Below are 16,168 nucleotides of genomic sequence, written 5' to 3' on the forward strand. Positions count from 1 at the left end.
GTACCCTCGTGCTCAGTCAAGGACCTAGGCTGAGGGACTCACGTGGCAGAGGCGGAGCGCATCATCGGTACTCCGGACACCCCGGACGCGGCGGGGGAGGGGCAGGAGCGGCCCGACGCCGAGCCGGAGCGGGAGCAGCAGGAGCAGGAGCAGGCTCCTGAGCGCACTCGGGGCAAGCGGCGGGTCGCCGTGCTGTTCGCGGTCGCGCTGTTCGCGTACCTGCTCGACCTGGGCAGCAAGATGCTGGTGGTCGCCAAGCTGGAGCACCACGAGCCGATCGAGATCATCGGCGACTGGCTGCGGTTCGCCGCGATCCGCAACGCGGGCGCGGCCTTCGGCTTCGGCGAGGCCTTCACGATCATCTTCACGGTGATCGCCGCGGCCGTGATCGTCGTGATCGCCCGCCTCGCGCGCAAGCTGCACAGCCTGCCGTGGGCGATCGCGCTCGGCCTGCTGCTCGGCGGTGCCCTCGGCAACCTCACCGACCGCATCTTCCGCGCCCCCGGCGTCTTCGAGGGCGCGGTCGTGGACTTCATCGCGCCCAAGCACTTCGCCGTCTTCAACCTCGCCGACTCGGCGATCGTCTGCGGCGGCATCCTGATCGTGATCCTCTCCTTCCGGGGACTGGACCCGGACGGGACCGTCCACAAGGACTGAGCGGGCACCGGGACTGAGCGCGCGTTCGGGAGTGTCCGGGCCGTCCGGCATACTCGACGGGTGAGCACGATTCCCGAGATCCGTACCCTGCCCGTGCCCGACGGCCTGGAGGGCGAGCGCGTCGACGCCGCCATCTCCCGCATGTTCGGCTTCTCCCGCACCAAGGCCGCCGAGCTGGCGGCGGCGGGGAAGGTGCAGGTCGACGGGTCGGTGGTCGGCAAGTCGGAGCGGGTCCACGGCGGCGCCTGGCTCGAGGTCGAGATGCCGCAGGCGCCCGCGCCCGTGCAGGTGGTCGCCGAGCCCGTCGAGGGCATGGAGATCGTGCACGACGACGACGACGTGGTCGTGATCGTCAAGCCGGTCGGCGTCGCCGCCCACCCGTCCCCGGGCTGGACCGGGCCGACGGTCATCGGCGGACTGGCCGCCGCCGGGTACCGCATCTCCACCTCCGGCGCCGCCGAGCGCCAGGGCATCGTGCACCGCCTCGACGTCGGCACCTCCGGCCTGATGGCGGTGGCCAAGTCGGAGCGCGCGTACACCTCGCTCAAGCGCCAGTTCAAGGAGCGCACGGTCGACAAGCGCTACCACACGCTCGTGCAGGGCCACCCCGACCCGACCAGCGGCACCATCGACGCCCCCATCGGCCGCCACCCGCAGCACGACTACAAGTGGGCCGTCACCGCCGAGGGCAAGCCCTCCGTCACGCACTACGACCTCATCGAGGCCTTCCGCGCCGCCTCCCTGCTCGACGTGAAGCTGGAGACCGGCCGCACCCACCAGATCCGCGTCCACATGGCCGCCCACCGCCACCCCTGCGTCGGCGACCTGACCTACGGCGCCGACCCCACCCTCGCCAAGCGGCTGCGCCTGACCCGCCAGTGGCTGCACGCCGTACGGCTCGGTTTCGAGCACCCGGGCACCGGCGACTGGGCCGAATTCGCCAGCGACTACCCCGAGGACCTCCAGCAGGCCCTCGACCTGGTCCGCGAGGAGACCTACGGATGAGCGCCCCGAGCCCGGCCCCGGGCCGGGACCCGGCCGCCTACGAGGTGCGCGTCGCCGAGGACCCCGCCGACCGGGAGGCCTGCTTCGCGGTGCGCAAGGACGTCTTCGTGGCCGAGCAGCAGGTCCCCGAGGACATCGAGTACGACGCCTACGACGCCGGCGCCGTCCACGTCCTCGCGGTCCGGGCGGACGGCGTGCCGCTCGGTACCGGCCGGCTGCTGCACGGCGCGGCCGCCGCGGCGAAGAACGGCGACGGCGACCGGGCCGTCGGCTCCCTGGGACGGCTCGCGGTGACCGCGAAGGCCCGCGGTCTCGGCGTCGGGGCCGCGCTGGTGCGGGCCGTGGAGGACGCGGCCCGCGCGCGCGGACTCACCGCCGTGGATCTGCACGCACAGACCCACGCCCTGGGATTCTACGAACGTCTGGGGTACGAGGCCTACGGACCCGAATTCCCGGACGCAGGGATTCCGCACCGCGCGATGCGGCGAGCACTGTAGCCGGGGCGGCGAACGGGCTGGTGAGACCGGTCGCGTGGCACGCTTGAGGTCCGCCGTGTAACGCCGAGACCCCACCGGAGCGGTGACCGTGGATCAGCTGGCCCTGTTGTTCATGCTGTTGCTCGGGGCCCTGCTGAGCGTCCCGATCGGTGACCGGCTCGGACTGCCGGCGCCGGTCCTGATGACGCTCCTCGGGATCGTCCTGGCCCTGCTCGACTTCGTGCCCAACGTCGACATCCCGCCCGAACTGATCCTGCCCGCGCTGCTGCCGCCGCTGCTGTACGCCGCCGTGCGGCGCACCTCCTGGCGGCAGTTCGCGGCCAACAAGCGCCCCATCTTCCTGCTGGCCGTCGCGCTGGTCTTCATCACCATGGTCTGCGTGGCCTCCGTGGCCCACGCGATCGTGCCGGGGCTGCCGCTCGCCGCCGCCTTCGCGCTGGGCGCGCTGGTGGCGCCGCCCGACCCGGTCGCCGCGACCGCCGTCGCCGGGCAACTGGGACTGCCGCGCCGCCTGGTGTCCATCCTGGAGGGCGAGGGACTCTTCAACGACGTGACGGCCATCGTCCTTTACCACGTGGCCATCGCCGCCGCGGTCGGCGGTTCCTTCTCGCCGTGGCGGGCCGGCTTCGACCTGGTGCTGTCCGCCGTCGTCGCCGTCGCGATCGGGCTCGCCCTGGGCTGGGGCTCCAACAAGCTGATGAGCGTCCTCGGCGACCCGACGCTGCAGATCGGGCTGACCCTGCTGGTGCCGTTCGTGAGCTACGTCGCCGCCGACGAACTGCACGGCTCGGGCGTGCTCGCCGTACTCACCACCGCCATGTTCCTCGCCGAGTACGCCTCGGACGCCGACGACGTGATGACCCGGCTCGGTGGCCACACCGTCTGGGACGTGGTCGACACCCTGGTCACCGGGGTGGCCTTCGGGCTGATCGGACTCGAACTGCACAACGCCGTCCGCACCGCCTCCGGCCGGTGGACCGAACTGCTCGGCTGGTCGGCGGCGGTCCTCGCCGTCGTCGTCCTGGTCCGGCTGCTGTACCTGCTGCCGGCCACCTGGCTGACCCAGCGGCTGCACGCCAGACGCGACCAGGACGAGGACATCCCGACGAGCTGGCGGGAGACGGTGGTCATGTGGTGGGCCGGGATGCGGGGCGTGGCCTCGGTCGCGCTGGCCCTGGCGATCCCGCTGGAGACGGACGACGGAGCGGCCTTCCCGCACCGGGAGGAGATCGTCTTCATCGCGTTCGGCGTGATCATGGGCACCCTGTTGCTACAGGGTCTGACCCTGCCCTGGCTGGTGGGCCGGCTCGGGGTACGGGCGGACACCGAGCGGGAGCAGGAGTTCGAGCGGGACCTCGCGCTGCGGGCGGCCAGGGCGGCCAAGCAGCGGCTCAAGGAGATCGAGTCGGTGGAGGAACTGCCGGAGGAGCTGTCCGAGCAGATGCTGCGGCGCGCCTTCGACATCGGCATACGCATCAGCCCGGACCTCGGGGACGAGGAACGGCGGGAGGCGCAGGAGCAGCGGGCCCGGCGGATCAAACGGGTCCGGCGCATCCAGGGCGAGATGCTGAGCGCCGCCCGGCACGAGGTGCTGGCGGCCCGCAGCGAGCCCGGCGCCGACCCGGAGATCGTCGACCGGGTCCTGCGCCACCTCGACGTACGCAGCCTGCGCTGACCCGCGGGCGCGGCCCCCGCGCCGGGCACCGGCACCGCCCTTCGCCGGCCCACCGAAGCGGCCGGGCGCCGGTCACCGGCTCCGGCTCTTCGTCGGCCGTTCCGTGAAGTGGCGGGAGGACGGCTCCGGGGAGGGGTGGGAGCGCGCGTCGGGGGAGCGGCGGGCGTGCGGGAGGCCGTCGCGCGGCGGACGCGGCGCCGCCTCCGCCGTACTGACCCGCGGCAGTGCGTACGGGTGCTCGTCGGCCAGCCAGCGGATCATCCCCTCGCGGACCGTGACCCGCACCGTCCAGATGTCGTCGGCGTCCTTCGCCGTCACCAGGGCCCGCACCTCCATGGTGGTCGGGGTGGTGTCCGTGACGGTCAGGTTGTAGTTGCGCCCGTCCCAGGCCGGGCACTCGCGCAGGAGGTCGCGCAGCCGCTCGCGCATCAGGTCCGTCGGCGCCGAGTGGTCGAGGTGCCAGTAGACGGTCCCGGTCATCTGCGGGGTACCGCGCGACCAGTTCTCGAACGGCTTCGAGGTGAAGTACGACACCGGCATCGTGATCCGGCGCTCGTCCCAGGTGCGCACCGTCAGATACGTCAGGGTGATCTCCTCGACGGTGCCCCACTCCCCGTCCACCACGACCGTGTCGCCCATGCGCACCATGTCGCCGAAGGCGATCTGGAACCCGGCGAACAGGTTGCCCAGCGTCGACTGGGCCGCCACACCGGCGACGATGCCGATGATCCCGGCCGAGGCCAGCAGCGAGGCGCCGGCCGCGCGCATCGCCGGGAACGTCAGCAGCATCGACGACACGGCGACCACGCCGACCACCGCCGTGACCACCCGCATGATCAGCGACACCTGGGTCCGCACGCGCCGCACCCGGGCCGGGTCGCGCTCGGCGTGGGCGTGCGCGTAACGGGAGTAGGACGTCTCGACGACCGCCGCGGCGATCCGGACCACCAGCCAGGCCACCGAGCCGATCAGCAGCAGTGTCAGTGTCCGGCCGACCCCGGTCTGGTGCTCGGGGAACACCTCGGCCTCGACGTACGACCCTCTCAGCAGGCCCGCGCAGAGCGCGATCTGGTAGGGCACGCGGGCGCGCCGCAGCAGTCCCCACAGCGGTGTCTCGGGGTGGCGTCCGTCGGCCTTGCGCAGCAACAGGTCGGTGGCCCAGCCGATGACCAGCGTCAGCAGCACCGAGCCGCCGACCACGATCAGCGGGCGGAGTATCGTCTCCATCCCTCGAACGTAACCGCCACCGCCGTGCGGTGAACCTGTGACTTACGTCCTGCCCCGGGTATCGCCCGGCGCCGCGCTGTCACCCCCGGCTGGCACCATGGCCTCATGAACATCGTGCTCTTTCACTCGACCCTCGGACCGAGGCCCGCGGTGCGGCAGGCCGCCGACCGGCTGCGCGACGCCGGGCACCAGGTGTGGACCCCGGACCTCTTCGAGGGCCGTACCTTCGACTCGGTCGAGGAGGGCATGGCCCATCAGGACGGCATCGGCCGGGAGGAGCTGCTGAAGCGGGCCGTGCTGGCCGCCGCGCCCTACTCCGAGCGCGGGCTGGTGTACGCCGGGTTCTCGCTCGGCGCCTCCATCGCCCAGACCCTCGCCCTCGGCGACCACCGGGCGCGCGGACTGCTGCTCCTGCACGGCACCTCGGACCTCGCGCCCAACGCCTCGGTCGACGAGCTGCCGGTCCAGCTGCACGTGGCCGAGCCGGACCCCTTCGAGACGGACGACTGGCTCAGCGCCTGGTATCTCCAGATGGGCCGGATCGGCGCCGACGTCGAGGTGCACAGATATCCCGGCGCCGGTCATCTGTACACCGACCCGGAGCTGGACGACTACGACGCCGAGGCGGCCGAGGCCACCTGGCGGGTGGCACTCGGCTTCCTCGAGTCCCTTCAGGAGGCTCAGACCGGGGCGTAGACGCGCTCGACCCGCTGGGTGCCGCTGCGGGTGCGGTAGGAGCGGGCCCAGGCGGACGTGGCGTCCGCGTCGGTGCGGTCGGAGACGACGTAGTAGTCCATCTGCGTCCGTTCCGCGGTGACGTCCAGCACGCCGTAGCCGTGCCGGTCGGTGTCCACCCAGTGGACGTGCCGGTTCGCGGTCCGGATCACCGGCGCGGCGATCGCCGAGACGGTGCCCTCGCGGACCTTCACGATGTCGTCGAGGTTGTCCGAGGTCACCGACGTGACGACGAACTCCGTGGCCGCCGAGGCGGACAGCGGGTACGTCCCGGCGTGGTGCGGCACGTCGTTGGCCCACGCCATGTGGATGTCGCCGGTCAGGAACACCGTGTTGCGGATCGCGTGCGCGCGCAGGTGGGCCAGCAGCTCACGCCGGTCGTCGGTGTAGCCGTCCCACTGGTCGGTGTTGAGGGCGATGCCCTCCTTCGGCAGCCCGAGCAGCTCGGCGAGCGGCCCGAGCAGCGAGGCGGGGAGCGCGCCCACCGCGAACGGCGAGATCATCACCGGGTTGCCGACCAGCCGCCAGGTGGCGTCGGAGGAGGCGAGTCCCGACTTGAGCCAGTCGAGCTGGGCGCGGCCGGTGAGGGTGCGGTCCGGGTCGTCGACGTCGCCGTTGCCGAGCGCCACCTGCTGCGAGCGGAAGGAGCGCAGGTCCAGGAGCGACAGGTCGACCAGCTTGCCGAACCGCAGCCGCCGGTAGGTGGTGCCGGCGATCGCGGGGCGTACCGGCATCCACTCGAAGTAGGCCCGCTTGGCGGCGCTCTGCCGCTCCGCCCAGGGCCCCTCGGCGCCCTCGGTGTGGTTCTCGGCGCCCCCGGACCAGGTGTCGTTGGCGATCTCGTGGTCGTCCCAGATCGCCACCACCGGCGCCGTCGCGTGCAGCGCCTGGAGATCGGGGTCGGTCTTGTAACGGCCGTGCCGGATCCGGTAGTCGGCGAGCGTGAGGATCTCGTGGGCGGGGGCGTGCGGGCGCACGACGGTGTCGCGGGTGCCGTACTCGCCGGTGCCGTACTCGTAGATGTAGTCGCCCAGGTGCAGCCAGGCGTCCAGGTCGCCGCGGGCCGCGAGATGCCGGTACGAGGAGAAGTACCCGGCCTCCCAGTTGGCGCAGGAGACCACGCCGAAGCGCAGGCCGGTGACGGCCGCGTCGTGCGCGGGGGCCGTGCGGGTGCGGGCGGCGGGGGAGTCGGTGGGGCCCGCGGAGAAGCGGAACCAGTAGTCCGTGGCGGGCGCGAGGCCGCGCACGTCCGCCTTGACGGTGTGGTCGGAGGCCGCCGTCGCGGTGACGGAGCCCTTGGCGACGACGTTCGTGAGGGCCTTGTCCGTGGCGACGACCCAGCTCACCTCGGTGTCCGGGCCGGTTCCGGAGCCCGGTATGGCCTCGGGCACCGGTGTCACCCGGGTCCACAGCAGGATCCCGTCGGGCAGGGGATCGCCGGAGGCGACGCCGTGCAGGAAGGCGGGGGCCGCGTCGGCGGCACCGGCGGGCAGCGCCGCGGCGAGCGGGGCGGCCAGCACGGCACCGGCCGCCGCGGCCTTGACGACCGTACGGCGGCTCGGGGCGCGGGAGTTCGCGGAGGTCTTGTTGTCTTCGGACGCTCTGTGTCGACTGGTCACGGCCGATCAGGTTACTGATCGGTATGCGCGCGAGTGGGCGAACTCGCAAAAGTTCGCCCACTCGTCAGACGACGATCACCGGGTCACTTGGTGACGCCCGCGTCCTTCAGCGCCTTCTGCCACGCGTCGGGCGTGCTCGGCGTCTCGACCACCTTGTCGTTGATCTTGATGGTCGGGGTCGACTCGACGCCCTCGGCCTTGTCGAAGGACTTGCTCATCCGTACCGCCCAGGCGTCGTAGGTGCCCTTCTCCACGGCGTCCTGGAACTTCTTGTTGTTCTTCAGCGCGTCGACCGAGTCCGCCACCTTGATCAGGTAGTCGTCCTTGGCGAACTCGTCGGTCGACTCCTCGGGGTGGTACTTCGTGGAGTAGAGCGCGGTCTTGTAGTCGACGAAGGCCTCGGGGCTGACGTTCAGCGCGGCGCCGAGCGCGCTCAGCGCGTTCTTCGAGCCCTCGCCGCCCAGGTTGCCGTCGAGGAAGGTGCCGATGGTGAAGGAGAGCTTGTAGTCGCCGTCCTCCATGCCCTTGTTGACGCTCTCGCCGATGCTCTGCTCCATGGCGGCGCAGCCCGGGCAGCGCGGGTCCTCGTAGAGGTGGACGACGTTGTCGGACTTGGACTCGCCCAGGACGACCGTCGTGCCGTCCTTGCCGGAGGTGTTGGCCGGGGGCACCACCTTCGCCTCGGCGGCCTTGTCCCAGCCGGTGGGCTTGTTGTTCTGCACGACGGCGTAGCTGATGCCGCCGGCTATCGCCAGCACGCCGACGATGGAGGCGGCCACGACGGCCTGCCGCTTGACCTTGTCGCGCTTGGCCTGGCGCTCGCGCTCCTGGCGCAGACGCTCACGGGCCGCCGTCTTCGCCGCCTGGCTGTTCCGCTTGCTCATGTCGGTGATCTCTCCGCGGGGACGCGCACACGGGGGTGTGCGGACGTACGTATGGGGGACTGCTGTGCTCGGTGGTGCTCGTGCGACTGCTGCGGCTCGGGTGCCGGGTCACACGAGGGCGGCCACCGGGCGCGGCGGTCCGCGACGTCCCAGGGAGTGCGTGAGGATCCGCTCACGGGCGCCGGCGGCGCGGCGGGCCGGGGGCGCCGGGCGGCGCACCGCCGGGGCCCGGCGTACGTTCACGGCCGCGACGGCGAGCAGCAGGGGCCGGAAGGTGGTCGCGGCCACCGCGCCGAGCAGCTGGGCCAGGGCCCGCTCGCCGCGCCGCAGCCAGGCCGCCGCGAGCAGCCCCACGCCGACGTGCGCGGCAAGGAGCAGCCAGGCGGTGCCGGGGTCGGCCTGGGCCAGCACCGACGCCATGCGGTCGGTCTCGGCTCCGGTGACCCGGCTCAGCGGCGCGGCCACCCCGGCGTGGATGCCGGTTCCGTCGCCGCACAGCACGTCGAAGCCGACCGAGCGCAGCGGTCCCGTGACCGGGCCGCCTGCCCGGCCGTAGCAGACGTGCTGGCCGGTGGTGAAGACCGTGTCGGCGGCCAGCTCCAGCGGGATCAGCAGGGCGGCGATCCGCCCGAAGCCGCGTTCGCGCCGCCCGGCCAGGGCGTACGCGATCAGGAACACGACGGCGGCGACCGCCGCCACCGTGGCCAGCGGCAGCGGAACCCCGGACAGCAGCACGTGCGACGCGGTGCTGAGGGTCACGGCGAGGGCCGTGAACAGCGCCGCGCGTACGGCTCTGAGCGGGGTTCCGGATATGTCCATAGCAGTAGAAGAGTGTGTCACGGGGTGCGGTAAGGGACCCCTAAAGGGTTGCTGTGAGAATGCCGACCCGGGTTCCGGTGCCTACAGGCCGGGGATCCGGCCGTTGCGGAACAGGTCGACGAAGGTCTGGTGGTCACCGCGCGCGCGTGCGCCGTACCGGTGCGCGAAGTCGACCAGCAGGGGCGCGAAGCCCTCCTCGTCGGCCGCGATCGCCGCGTCGATGGCCCGCTCGGTGGAGAACGGCACCAGGGACTCCCCGGACTGGTCGTCGGCCGCCGCGTGCATGGTCGCGGTGGCCCGGCCCAGGTCGGCGACGACCTCGGCGATCTCCTCCGGGTCGTCGATGTCGCCCCAGTCCAGGTCGACCGCGTACGGCGAGACCTCGGCGACCAGCTGTCCGGCGCCGTCCAGCTCGGTCCAGCCCAGCCACGGGTCGGCGTGCGCCTGGAGGGCCCGCTGGGAGATCACCGTGCGGTGGCCCTCGTGCTGGAAGTAGTCCCGGATCGCCCGGTCGGTGATGTGCTGCGAGACGGCCGGGGTCTGGGCCTGCTTGATGTAGATCACGACGTCGTTCTCCAGGGCGTCGCTGTTGCCCTCGAGCAGGATGTTGTACGAGGGCAGGCCGGCCGAGCCGATGCCGATGCCCCGGCGGCCGACGACGTCCTTGACGCGGTAGGAGTCCGGGCGGGCCAGGGAGGACTCGGGGAGCGTCTCCAGGTAGCCGTCGAAGGCCGCGAGCACCTTGTAGCGCGTGGCGGCGTCCAGCTCGATGGAGCCGCCGCCGGGGGCGAAGCGGCGCTCGAAGTCACGGATCTCGGTCATCGAGTCCAGCAGCCCGAAGCGGGTGAGCGAGCGGGCCACCCGCAGCGCGCCGAGGAGCGGCCCCTCCGCGGTGTCCAGGCTGAAGGGCGGCACCTCGTCGCTCTTGGCGCCGGTGGCCAGGGCGTGGATCCGCTCGCGGTACGCGCCCGCGTACACCCGCACCAGCTCGGTGATCTGCTCGTCGCTGAGCGCCTTCGCGTACCCGATCAGCGCGACGGAGGCGGCGAAGCGCTTGAGGTCCCAGGTGAACGGGCCGACGTAGGCCTCGTCGAAGTCGTTGACGTTGAAGATCAGCCGGCCGGTGGAGTCCATGTACGTGCCGAAGTTCTCCGCGTGCAGGTCGCCGTGGATCCACACCCGGGAGGTCCGGTCGTCCAGGTAGGCGCCGCCCGGCTGATCAGCGAACTCCGGGTCCTCGGTCAAATCGCGGTAAAAGAGACCGGCGGTGCCGCGGTAGAACGCGAAGGCCGAGGCCGCCATCTTCCGGAACTTCACACGGAACGCCGCGGGATCCGCGGCCAGCAGCCGGCCGAAGGCGGTGTCGAAGACGGCGAGGATCTCCTCGCCGCGGTGCTCCTCGTTGAGCTGCGGGACCGACATGCCTGGTGCCTCCTGGTGCGGGTGGTGCCTGACGAGTGGAGCGGATCTCCACTCGGGCCAACGTTCGAAGGGGTGCGGGAGTGCCCGCCCCAGAAGGTACGCGTGGGGATCCCGCCCGTCACCCGACCGCCACCCCTCATGGAGGCGCTACGCGCCGCAGGATCTGCTCGAAGTGTCAGTGGCGAGGCATAGACTTCGACGCTGACCCCCCGGATCGACCGCCGCCAGTCGTCCCCAGTTTTCCCAGGAGGCCGCACGTGTCAAAGCCGCCGTTCACGCACCTGCACGTCCACACCCAGTACTCGCTGCTGGACGGTGCCGCGCGGCTCAAGGACATGTTCGACGCGTGCAACGAGATGGGCATGTCGCACATCGCCATGTCCGACCACGGCAACCTGCACGGGGCGTACGACTTCTTCCACTCCGCGCAGAAGGCCGGGGTCACCCCGATCATCGGGATCGAGGCGTACGTCGCCCCCGAGTCCCGGCGCAACAAGCGCAAGATCCAGTGGGGCCAGCCGCACCAGAAGCGGGACGACGTCTCGGGTTCGGGCGGTTACACCCACAAGACCATGTGGGCGACGAACAGCAAGGGCCTGCACAACCTCTTCCGCCTCTCCTCCGACGCGTACGCCGAGGGGTGGCTGCAGAAGTGGCCGCGGATGGACAAGGAGACCATCAGCCAGTGGTCCGAGGGCATCGTCGCCTCCACCGGCTGCCCCTCCGGCGAGGTCCAGACCCGGCTGCGCCTCGGCCACTTCGACGAGGCCCTGAAGGCGGCCGCCGACTACCAGGACATCTTCGGCAAGGACCGGTACTTCCTGGAGCTGATGGACCACGGCATCGAGATCGAGCACCGGGTCCGCGACGGGCTGCTCGAGATCGGCAAGAAGCTCGGCATCCCGCCGCTGGTGACGAACGACTCGCACTACACCTACGCGCACGAGGCGACCGCCCACGACGCCCTGCTGTGCATCCAGACCGGCAAGAACCTCTCCGACCCGGACCGCTTCCGCTTCGACGGCACGGGTTACTACCTGAAGTCGACGGACGAGATGTACGCCATCGACTCCTCGGACGCCTGGCAGGAGGGCTGCGCCAACACGCGTCTGATCGCCGAGATGATCGACACCACCGGCATGTTCGAGAAGCGCGACCTCATGCCGAAGTTCGACATCCCCGACGGCTTCACCGAGGTCACCTGGTTCCAGGAGGAGGTCCGCCGCGGCATGGAGCGCCGCTTCTCGGGCCAGGTCCCCGAGGACCGCCAGAAGCAGGCCGAGTACGAGATGGACGTCATCATCCAGATGGGGTTCCCCGGCTACTTCCTCGTGGTCGCCGACTTCATCATGTGGGCCAAGAACCAGGGCATCGCGGTCGGCCCCGGCCGAGGCTCCGCGGCCGGCTCGATCGTGGCGTACGCCATGGGCATCACCGACCTCGACCCCATCCCGCACGGCCTGATCTTCGAGCGCTTCCTCAACCCCGAGCGCGTCTCCATGCCCGACGTCGACATCGACTTCGACGAGCGCAGGCGCGTCGAGGTGATCAGGTACGTGACGGAGAAGTACGGCGCCGACAAGGTCGCCATGATCGGCACGTACGGCAAGATCAAGGCGAAGAACGCCATCAAGGACTCCGCGCGCGTGCTGGGCTACCCGTACGCGATGGGCGACCGGCTCACCAAGGCCATGCCCGCCGACGTCCTCGGCAAGGGCATCGACCTCAACGGCATCACCGACCCGACGCACCCGCGCTACAGCGAGGCCGGCGAGATCCGCTCGATGTACGAGAGCGAGCCGGACGTCAAGAAGGTCATCGACACCGCCAAGGGCGTCGAGGGCCTGGTCCGGCAGATGGGCGTGCACGCGGCCGGCGTCATCATGTCCAGCGAGCCCATCGTCGACCACGCCCCGATCTGGGTGCGGCACACCGACGGCGTGACCATCACGCAGTGGGACTACCCGCAGTGCGAGTCGCTCGGCCTGCTGAAGATGGACTTCCTCGGCCTGCGCAACCTCACGATCATGGACGACGCCGTCAAGATGGTGAAGTCCAACAAGGGCATCGACCTCGACCTGCTGTCGCTGCCGCTGGACGACCCCACGACCTTCGAACTGCTCCAGCGCGGCGACACGCTCGGCGTCTTCCAGTTCGACGGCGGCCCGATGCGCTCCCTGCTGCGGCTGATGAAGCCCGACAACTTCGAGGACATCTCCGCCGTCTCCGCGCTCTACCGCCCCGGCCCCATGGGCATGGACTCGCACACCAACTACGCGCTGCGCAAGAACAACCTCCAGGAGATCACGCCGATCCACAAGGAGCTGGAGGAGCCCCTCCAGGAGGTCCTCGCGGTCACCTACGGCCTGATCGTCTACCAGGAGCAGGTGCAGAAGGCCGCCCAGATCATCGCGGGCTACTCGCTCGGCGAGGCCGACATCCTGCGCCGCGTGATGGGCAAGAAGAAGCCCGACGAACTGGCGAAGAACTTCGTCCTCTTCCAGGCCGGAGCCAGGAAGAACGGCTACAGCGACGAGGCCATCCAGGCCCTGTGGGACGTGCTGGTCCCCTTCGCCGGCTACGCCTTCAACAAGGCGCACTCGGCCGCCTACGGCCTGGTCTCGTACTGGACCGGCTACCTGAAGGCCAACTACCCGGCCGAGTACATGGCCGCCCTGCTCACCTCGGTCAAGGACGACAAGGACAAGTCCGCCGTCTACCTGAACGAGTGCCGGCGCATGGGCATCAAGGTGCTGCCGCCCAACGTCAACGAGTCCATGTCGAACTTCGCCGCGCAGGGCGACGACGTGATCCTCTTCGGCCTCTCCGCCGTGCGCAACGTCGGCACCAACGTCGTCGAGTCGATCATCAGGTGCCGCAAGGCCAAGGGGAAGTACGCCTCCTTCCCCGACTACCTGGACAAGGTCGAGGCGGTCGTCTGCAACAAGCGGACGACGGAGTCGCTGATCAAGGCCGGCGCCTTCGACGAGATGGGGCACACCCGCAAGGGCCTCACCGCGCAGTACGAACCGATGATCGACAACGTGGTCGCGGTCAAGCGCAAGGAGGCGGAGGGCCAGTTCGACCTCTTCGGCGGCATGGGCGAGGAGGCGAACGACGAGCCCGGCTTCGGACTCGACGTGGTCTTCGGCGAGGACGAGTGGGACAAGACCTATCTCCTCGCCCAGGAGCGGGAGATGCTCGGCCTCTACGTCTCCGACCACCCGCTCTTCGGCCTGGAGCACGTGCTGTCCGACAAGGCCGACGCGGGCATCTCCCAGCTCACCGGCGGTGACTTCGGCGACGGCGCGGTCGTCACCATCGGCGGCATCATCTCCGGCCTCCAGCGCAAGATGACCAAGCAGGGCAACGCCTGGGCCATCGCCACCGTCGAGGACCTGGCCGGCTCCCTGGAGTGCATGTTCTTCCCGGCGACCTACCAGCTGGTGTCCACGCAACTCGTCGAGGACGCCGTGGTGTTCGTCAAGGGGCGGCTCGACAAGCGGGAGGACATCCCCAGGCTGGTCGCGATGGAGCTGATGATCCCCGACCTGTCCCACGCGGGCACCAACGCGCCCGTCGTCCTCACCATCCCGGCCACCCGCATCACGCCGCCGATGGTCAGCAGGCTCGGGGAGATCCTCACCCACCACCGGGGCGACAGCGAGGTGCGGATCAAGCTCCAGGGGCCCACGAAGACGACGGTGCTGCGCCTGGACCGGCACCGGGTGAAGCCCGACCCGGCGCTGTTCGGCGACCTGAAGGTGCTGCTCGGTCCGTCCTGCCTGGCGGGCTGAGCGGCATCCCGGACCAGGACGAGCGAGGGCGCACCCGGTTGCCGGGTGCGCCCTTCGTCGTGTGCGTCAGTTGTGGCCGAAGCGCTTGTTCCGCTTGCGGGCGGCCGCGTCGCCGGGCGTCGTCAGCTGAGGGGAGTGCTGCTCCTCGCGGTCCATCACGGCCGACTCGGCGGTCTGCGGGGAACGCTCGGACCGGGGCTGCTTACGATCACGGTTGTTCTTGTTCTTGGCCATGGTGATCTACCTCCTGAGGGGGATCTAGGGGCCAGGGCCGACACCAGATTCACATAGGCCAACAAAGAACGCATATCGGGCAATTACCGTCCGTGACGCGGCTTGACGGGGTGCGGGGCGCCGAAACGCCACGCCGAAGATCGAGTTCGGGCCGTTAACCTCCGCGTGGTCGGGCAGACTCGAAGGAAGCCCGAAGCAAACCTCCCGGAAAGAGGGTGGATCGCGTGGACCGCTGCATCGTCCTGGTGGACGCCGGGTATCTGCTGGGGGCCGCCGCGAGTCTCCTGGCAGGAGAGCCCTCGCGCTCGCGCATCACCGTCGATCACGCCGCCCTCGTCCAGGGGTTGCGCGACCGAGCCGAGTCCGACACGCAGCAGCCGCTGCTGCGCATCTACTGGTTCGACGGCGCCCCCGACCGCGTTCCGCAGCCCGAACACCGGCGGTTGCGCGTGATGCCCCGGGTCACCGTTCGGCTCGGCGCCCTCACGCGCAGTGACGGGCGCTGGGCGCAGAAGGGCGTGGACGCCGCCATGCACGCCGAACTGACCGAACTGGCCCGCAACCGCGCCTGTTCCGACGTCGTCCTGGTGACCGGCGACGGCGACCTGCTGCCGGGCATGATGGCCGCCAAGGAACACGGTGTCGCCGTCCACCTGTGGGCCGTGCAGGCCGCCGACGGCGACTACAACCAGTCCGAGGACCTGGTCGCCGAGGCAGACGAACGCCGCGTCCTGGACCGTACGTGGATCACCAAGGCCGTACGCGCCAAGGAACTCGGCGGCATCTGCGCTCCACCGCCGGTGCCCCGCCCCGAGATCGCCGCCATCCTCTCCGCGCCGCTGCCCGATTCCGCCCTCTCCGCCGCCCGGCGGCCCGCCGAGACGCCCGAGCACCCCACCACCGCGGCCGCCGCGCCGGGCACCACCGACGAGCGGGTGCCGCCCGCCAAGGGCGTCCCCACCCCCAAGGACCTCGCCGCCCTGCGCGCCCCCGGCGCCCACCCCGCCCCGCCGCAGGCCCCGGCCAACGCCACCCTGCGCTGGTCCTCCGACAAGGGCTGGGTCGACCGGCCCGCCGCCGAGCCGTCCGAGGCCGCCTCGCTGCCGACGCTCGCCCAGCTCACCACGGCCGAGCAGCGCTGGGCGGACCGCGAGGAGGACATCACCACGGTCGGCGGCGACCCGTACGAGGTCGGGCAGGTCTTCGCCCGCCGCTGGCTCGAACGCCTCGGCGACCAAGGCCACCTGCAAAAGCTGTCCGGGATGTACCCGCGCATCCCGCACCGCGTCGACGGCGAGCTGCTGCGCTACGCGGCCCGCTTCGGGCTCCTCGCGCACAAGGACGACCAGATCGACGAACACGACCGGTACGCGATCCGGGCCGGTTTCTGGCGCGAGATCGACGTGCGCACGGCGACCGAACGCACACCCGCGGCGGAGTGAGCGCCTGCGGCCCGCCCCGGCCCGCCCCAGCCCCCTTGGGCCCGCCCCCGGCACACCCCCGCTCCACCCCGGCCGAATCGACACTTATGGGCGGACCCGGGGGCGGGCCGGAGGGACCGACCCCGTAGTCTCGTCCCTTGTGAGTACGCGCGCGG

General features: G+C 71.0%; 13 protein-coding genes. 7 read left to right on the top strand and 6 right to left on the bottom strand.

The genetic code is table 11. The features are described from left to right. The first annotated feature begins 42 nt into the window (after positions 1-42). The 4 genes from lspA (at position 43) to OHA99_RS27690 (ending at position 3,834) form a co-directional block, all read left to right on the top strand. Positions 43-657 carry a signal peptidase II gene (lspA, locus tag OHA99_RS27675; RefSeq protein WP_109031836.1) on the top strand — a complete coding sequence of 205 codons (615 nt, stop codon included), beginning with the start codon at positions 43-45 and terminating at the stop codon, positions 655-657. Positions 658-717: 60 nt separating this feature from the next. Next, positions 718-1,662 (top strand): RluA family pseudouridine synthase, encoded by a 945-nt coding sequence (locus OHA99_RS27680; RefSeq protein WP_153180295.1) that lies wholly within the window; start codon positions 718-720, stop codon positions 1,660-1,662. After that, positions 1,659-2,159, top strand: a complete 501-nt coding sequence (locus tag OHA99_RS27685) for a GNAT family N-acetyltransferase (protein ID WP_087791398.1) — start codon at positions 1,659-1,661, stop codon at positions 2,157-2,159. The genes OHA99_RS27680 and OHA99_RS27685 overlap by 4 nt, the downstream gene beginning before the upstream one ends. A gap of 88 nt (positions 2,160-2,247) precedes the next feature. Continuing rightward, positions 2,248-3,834 (top strand): Na+/H+ antiporter, encoded by a 1,587-nt coding sequence (locus OHA99_RS27690; RefSeq protein WP_366472057.1) that lies wholly within the window; start codon positions 2,248-2,250, stop codon positions 3,832-3,834. Between the two features lie 72 nt (positions 3,835-3,906). On the opposite strand, the gene OHA99_RS27695 is transcribed toward OHA99_RS27690, so the two are convergent. Beyond that, positions 3,907-5,061, bottom strand: a complete 1,155-nt coding sequence (locus tag OHA99_RS27695; RefSeq protein WP_381550420.1) for a mechanosensitive ion channel family protein — start codon at positions 5,059-5,061, stop codon at positions 3,907-3,909. Positions 5,062-5,121: 60 nt separating this feature from the next. Here OHA99_RS27695 and OHA99_RS27700 point away from each other — a divergent pair, with 60 nt between their 5' ends. Then, on the top strand, positions 5,122-5,757 hold the full coding sequence (locus tag OHA99_RS27700; RefSeq protein WP_381503106.1) for a dienelactone hydrolase family protein: 636 nt from the start codon (positions 5,122-5,124) through the stop codon (positions 5,755-5,757). Here OHA99_RS27700 and OHA99_RS27705 read toward each other — a convergent pair. The 4 genes from OHA99_RS27705 to OHA99_RS27720 all read right to left on the bottom strand — a co-directional run bounded on the left by OHA99_RS27705 (position 5,742) and on the right by OHA99_RS27720 (position 10,540). Next, positions 5,742-7,415, bottom strand: a complete 1,674-nt coding sequence (locus OHA99_RS27705; RefSeq protein ID WP_405698281.1) for an alkaline phosphatase D family protein — start codon at positions 7,413-7,415, stop codon at positions 5,742-5,744. The two genes, OHA99_RS27700 and OHA99_RS27705, sit on opposite strands and share 16 nt — an antisense overlap. 83 nt (positions 7,416-7,498) lie before the next feature. Beyond that, positions 7,499-8,299, bottom strand: coding sequence for a DsbA family protein (locus tag OHA99_RS27710; protein ID WP_153180300.1), 801 nt, complete (start codon positions 8,297-8,299; stop codon positions 7,499-7,501). 108 nt (positions 8,300-8,407) lie between these two features. Continuing rightward, on the bottom strand, positions 8,408-9,118 hold the full coding sequence (locus tag OHA99_RS27715; protein WP_153180301.1) for a hypothetical protein: 711 nt from the start codon (positions 9,116-9,118) through the stop codon (positions 8,408-8,410). An 81-nt stretch (positions 9,119-9,199) separates the two neighbouring features. Further along, positions 9,200-10,540: a DUF2252 domain-containing protein gene (locus tag OHA99_RS27720; protein ID WP_405698282.1), complete on the bottom strand. Its 1,341-nt coding sequence runs from the start codon at positions 10,538-10,540 to the stop codon at positions 9,200-9,202. Positions 10,541-10,797: 257 nt separating this feature from the next. Between OHA99_RS27720 and dnaE the strand changes: the two genes are divergently transcribed. Further along, positions 10,798-14,337 (top strand): DNA polymerase III subunit alpha, encoded by a 3,540-nt coding sequence (gene dnaE / locus OHA99_RS27725; protein ID WP_153180303.1) that lies wholly within the window; start codon positions 10,798-10,800, stop codon positions 14,335-14,337. Between the two features lie 66 nt (positions 14,338-14,403). On the opposite strand, the gene OHA99_RS27730 is transcribed toward dnaE, so the two are convergent. Further along, complete coding sequence (locus tag OHA99_RS27730; protein ID WP_007448592.1) at positions 14,404-14,571, bottom strand: hypothetical protein; 168 nt, start codon at positions 14,569-14,571, stop codon at positions 14,404-14,406. A 224-nt stretch (positions 14,572-14,795) separates the two neighbouring features. Between OHA99_RS27730 and OHA99_RS27735 the strand changes: the two genes are divergently transcribed. Continuing rightward, positions 14,796-16,013, top strand: coding sequence for an NYN domain-containing protein (locus OHA99_RS27735; RefSeq protein ID WP_153180304.1), 1,218 nt, complete (start codon positions 14,796-14,798; stop codon positions 16,011-16,013). The last annotated feature ends 155 nt before the right edge of the window (positions 16,014-16,168 follow it).

The organism is Streptomyces coelicoflavus, from assembly GCF_045041415.1.
Classification (GTDB): Bacteria; Actinomycetota; Actinomycetes; order Streptomycetales; family Streptomycetaceae; genus Streptomyces; species Streptomyces coelicoflavus.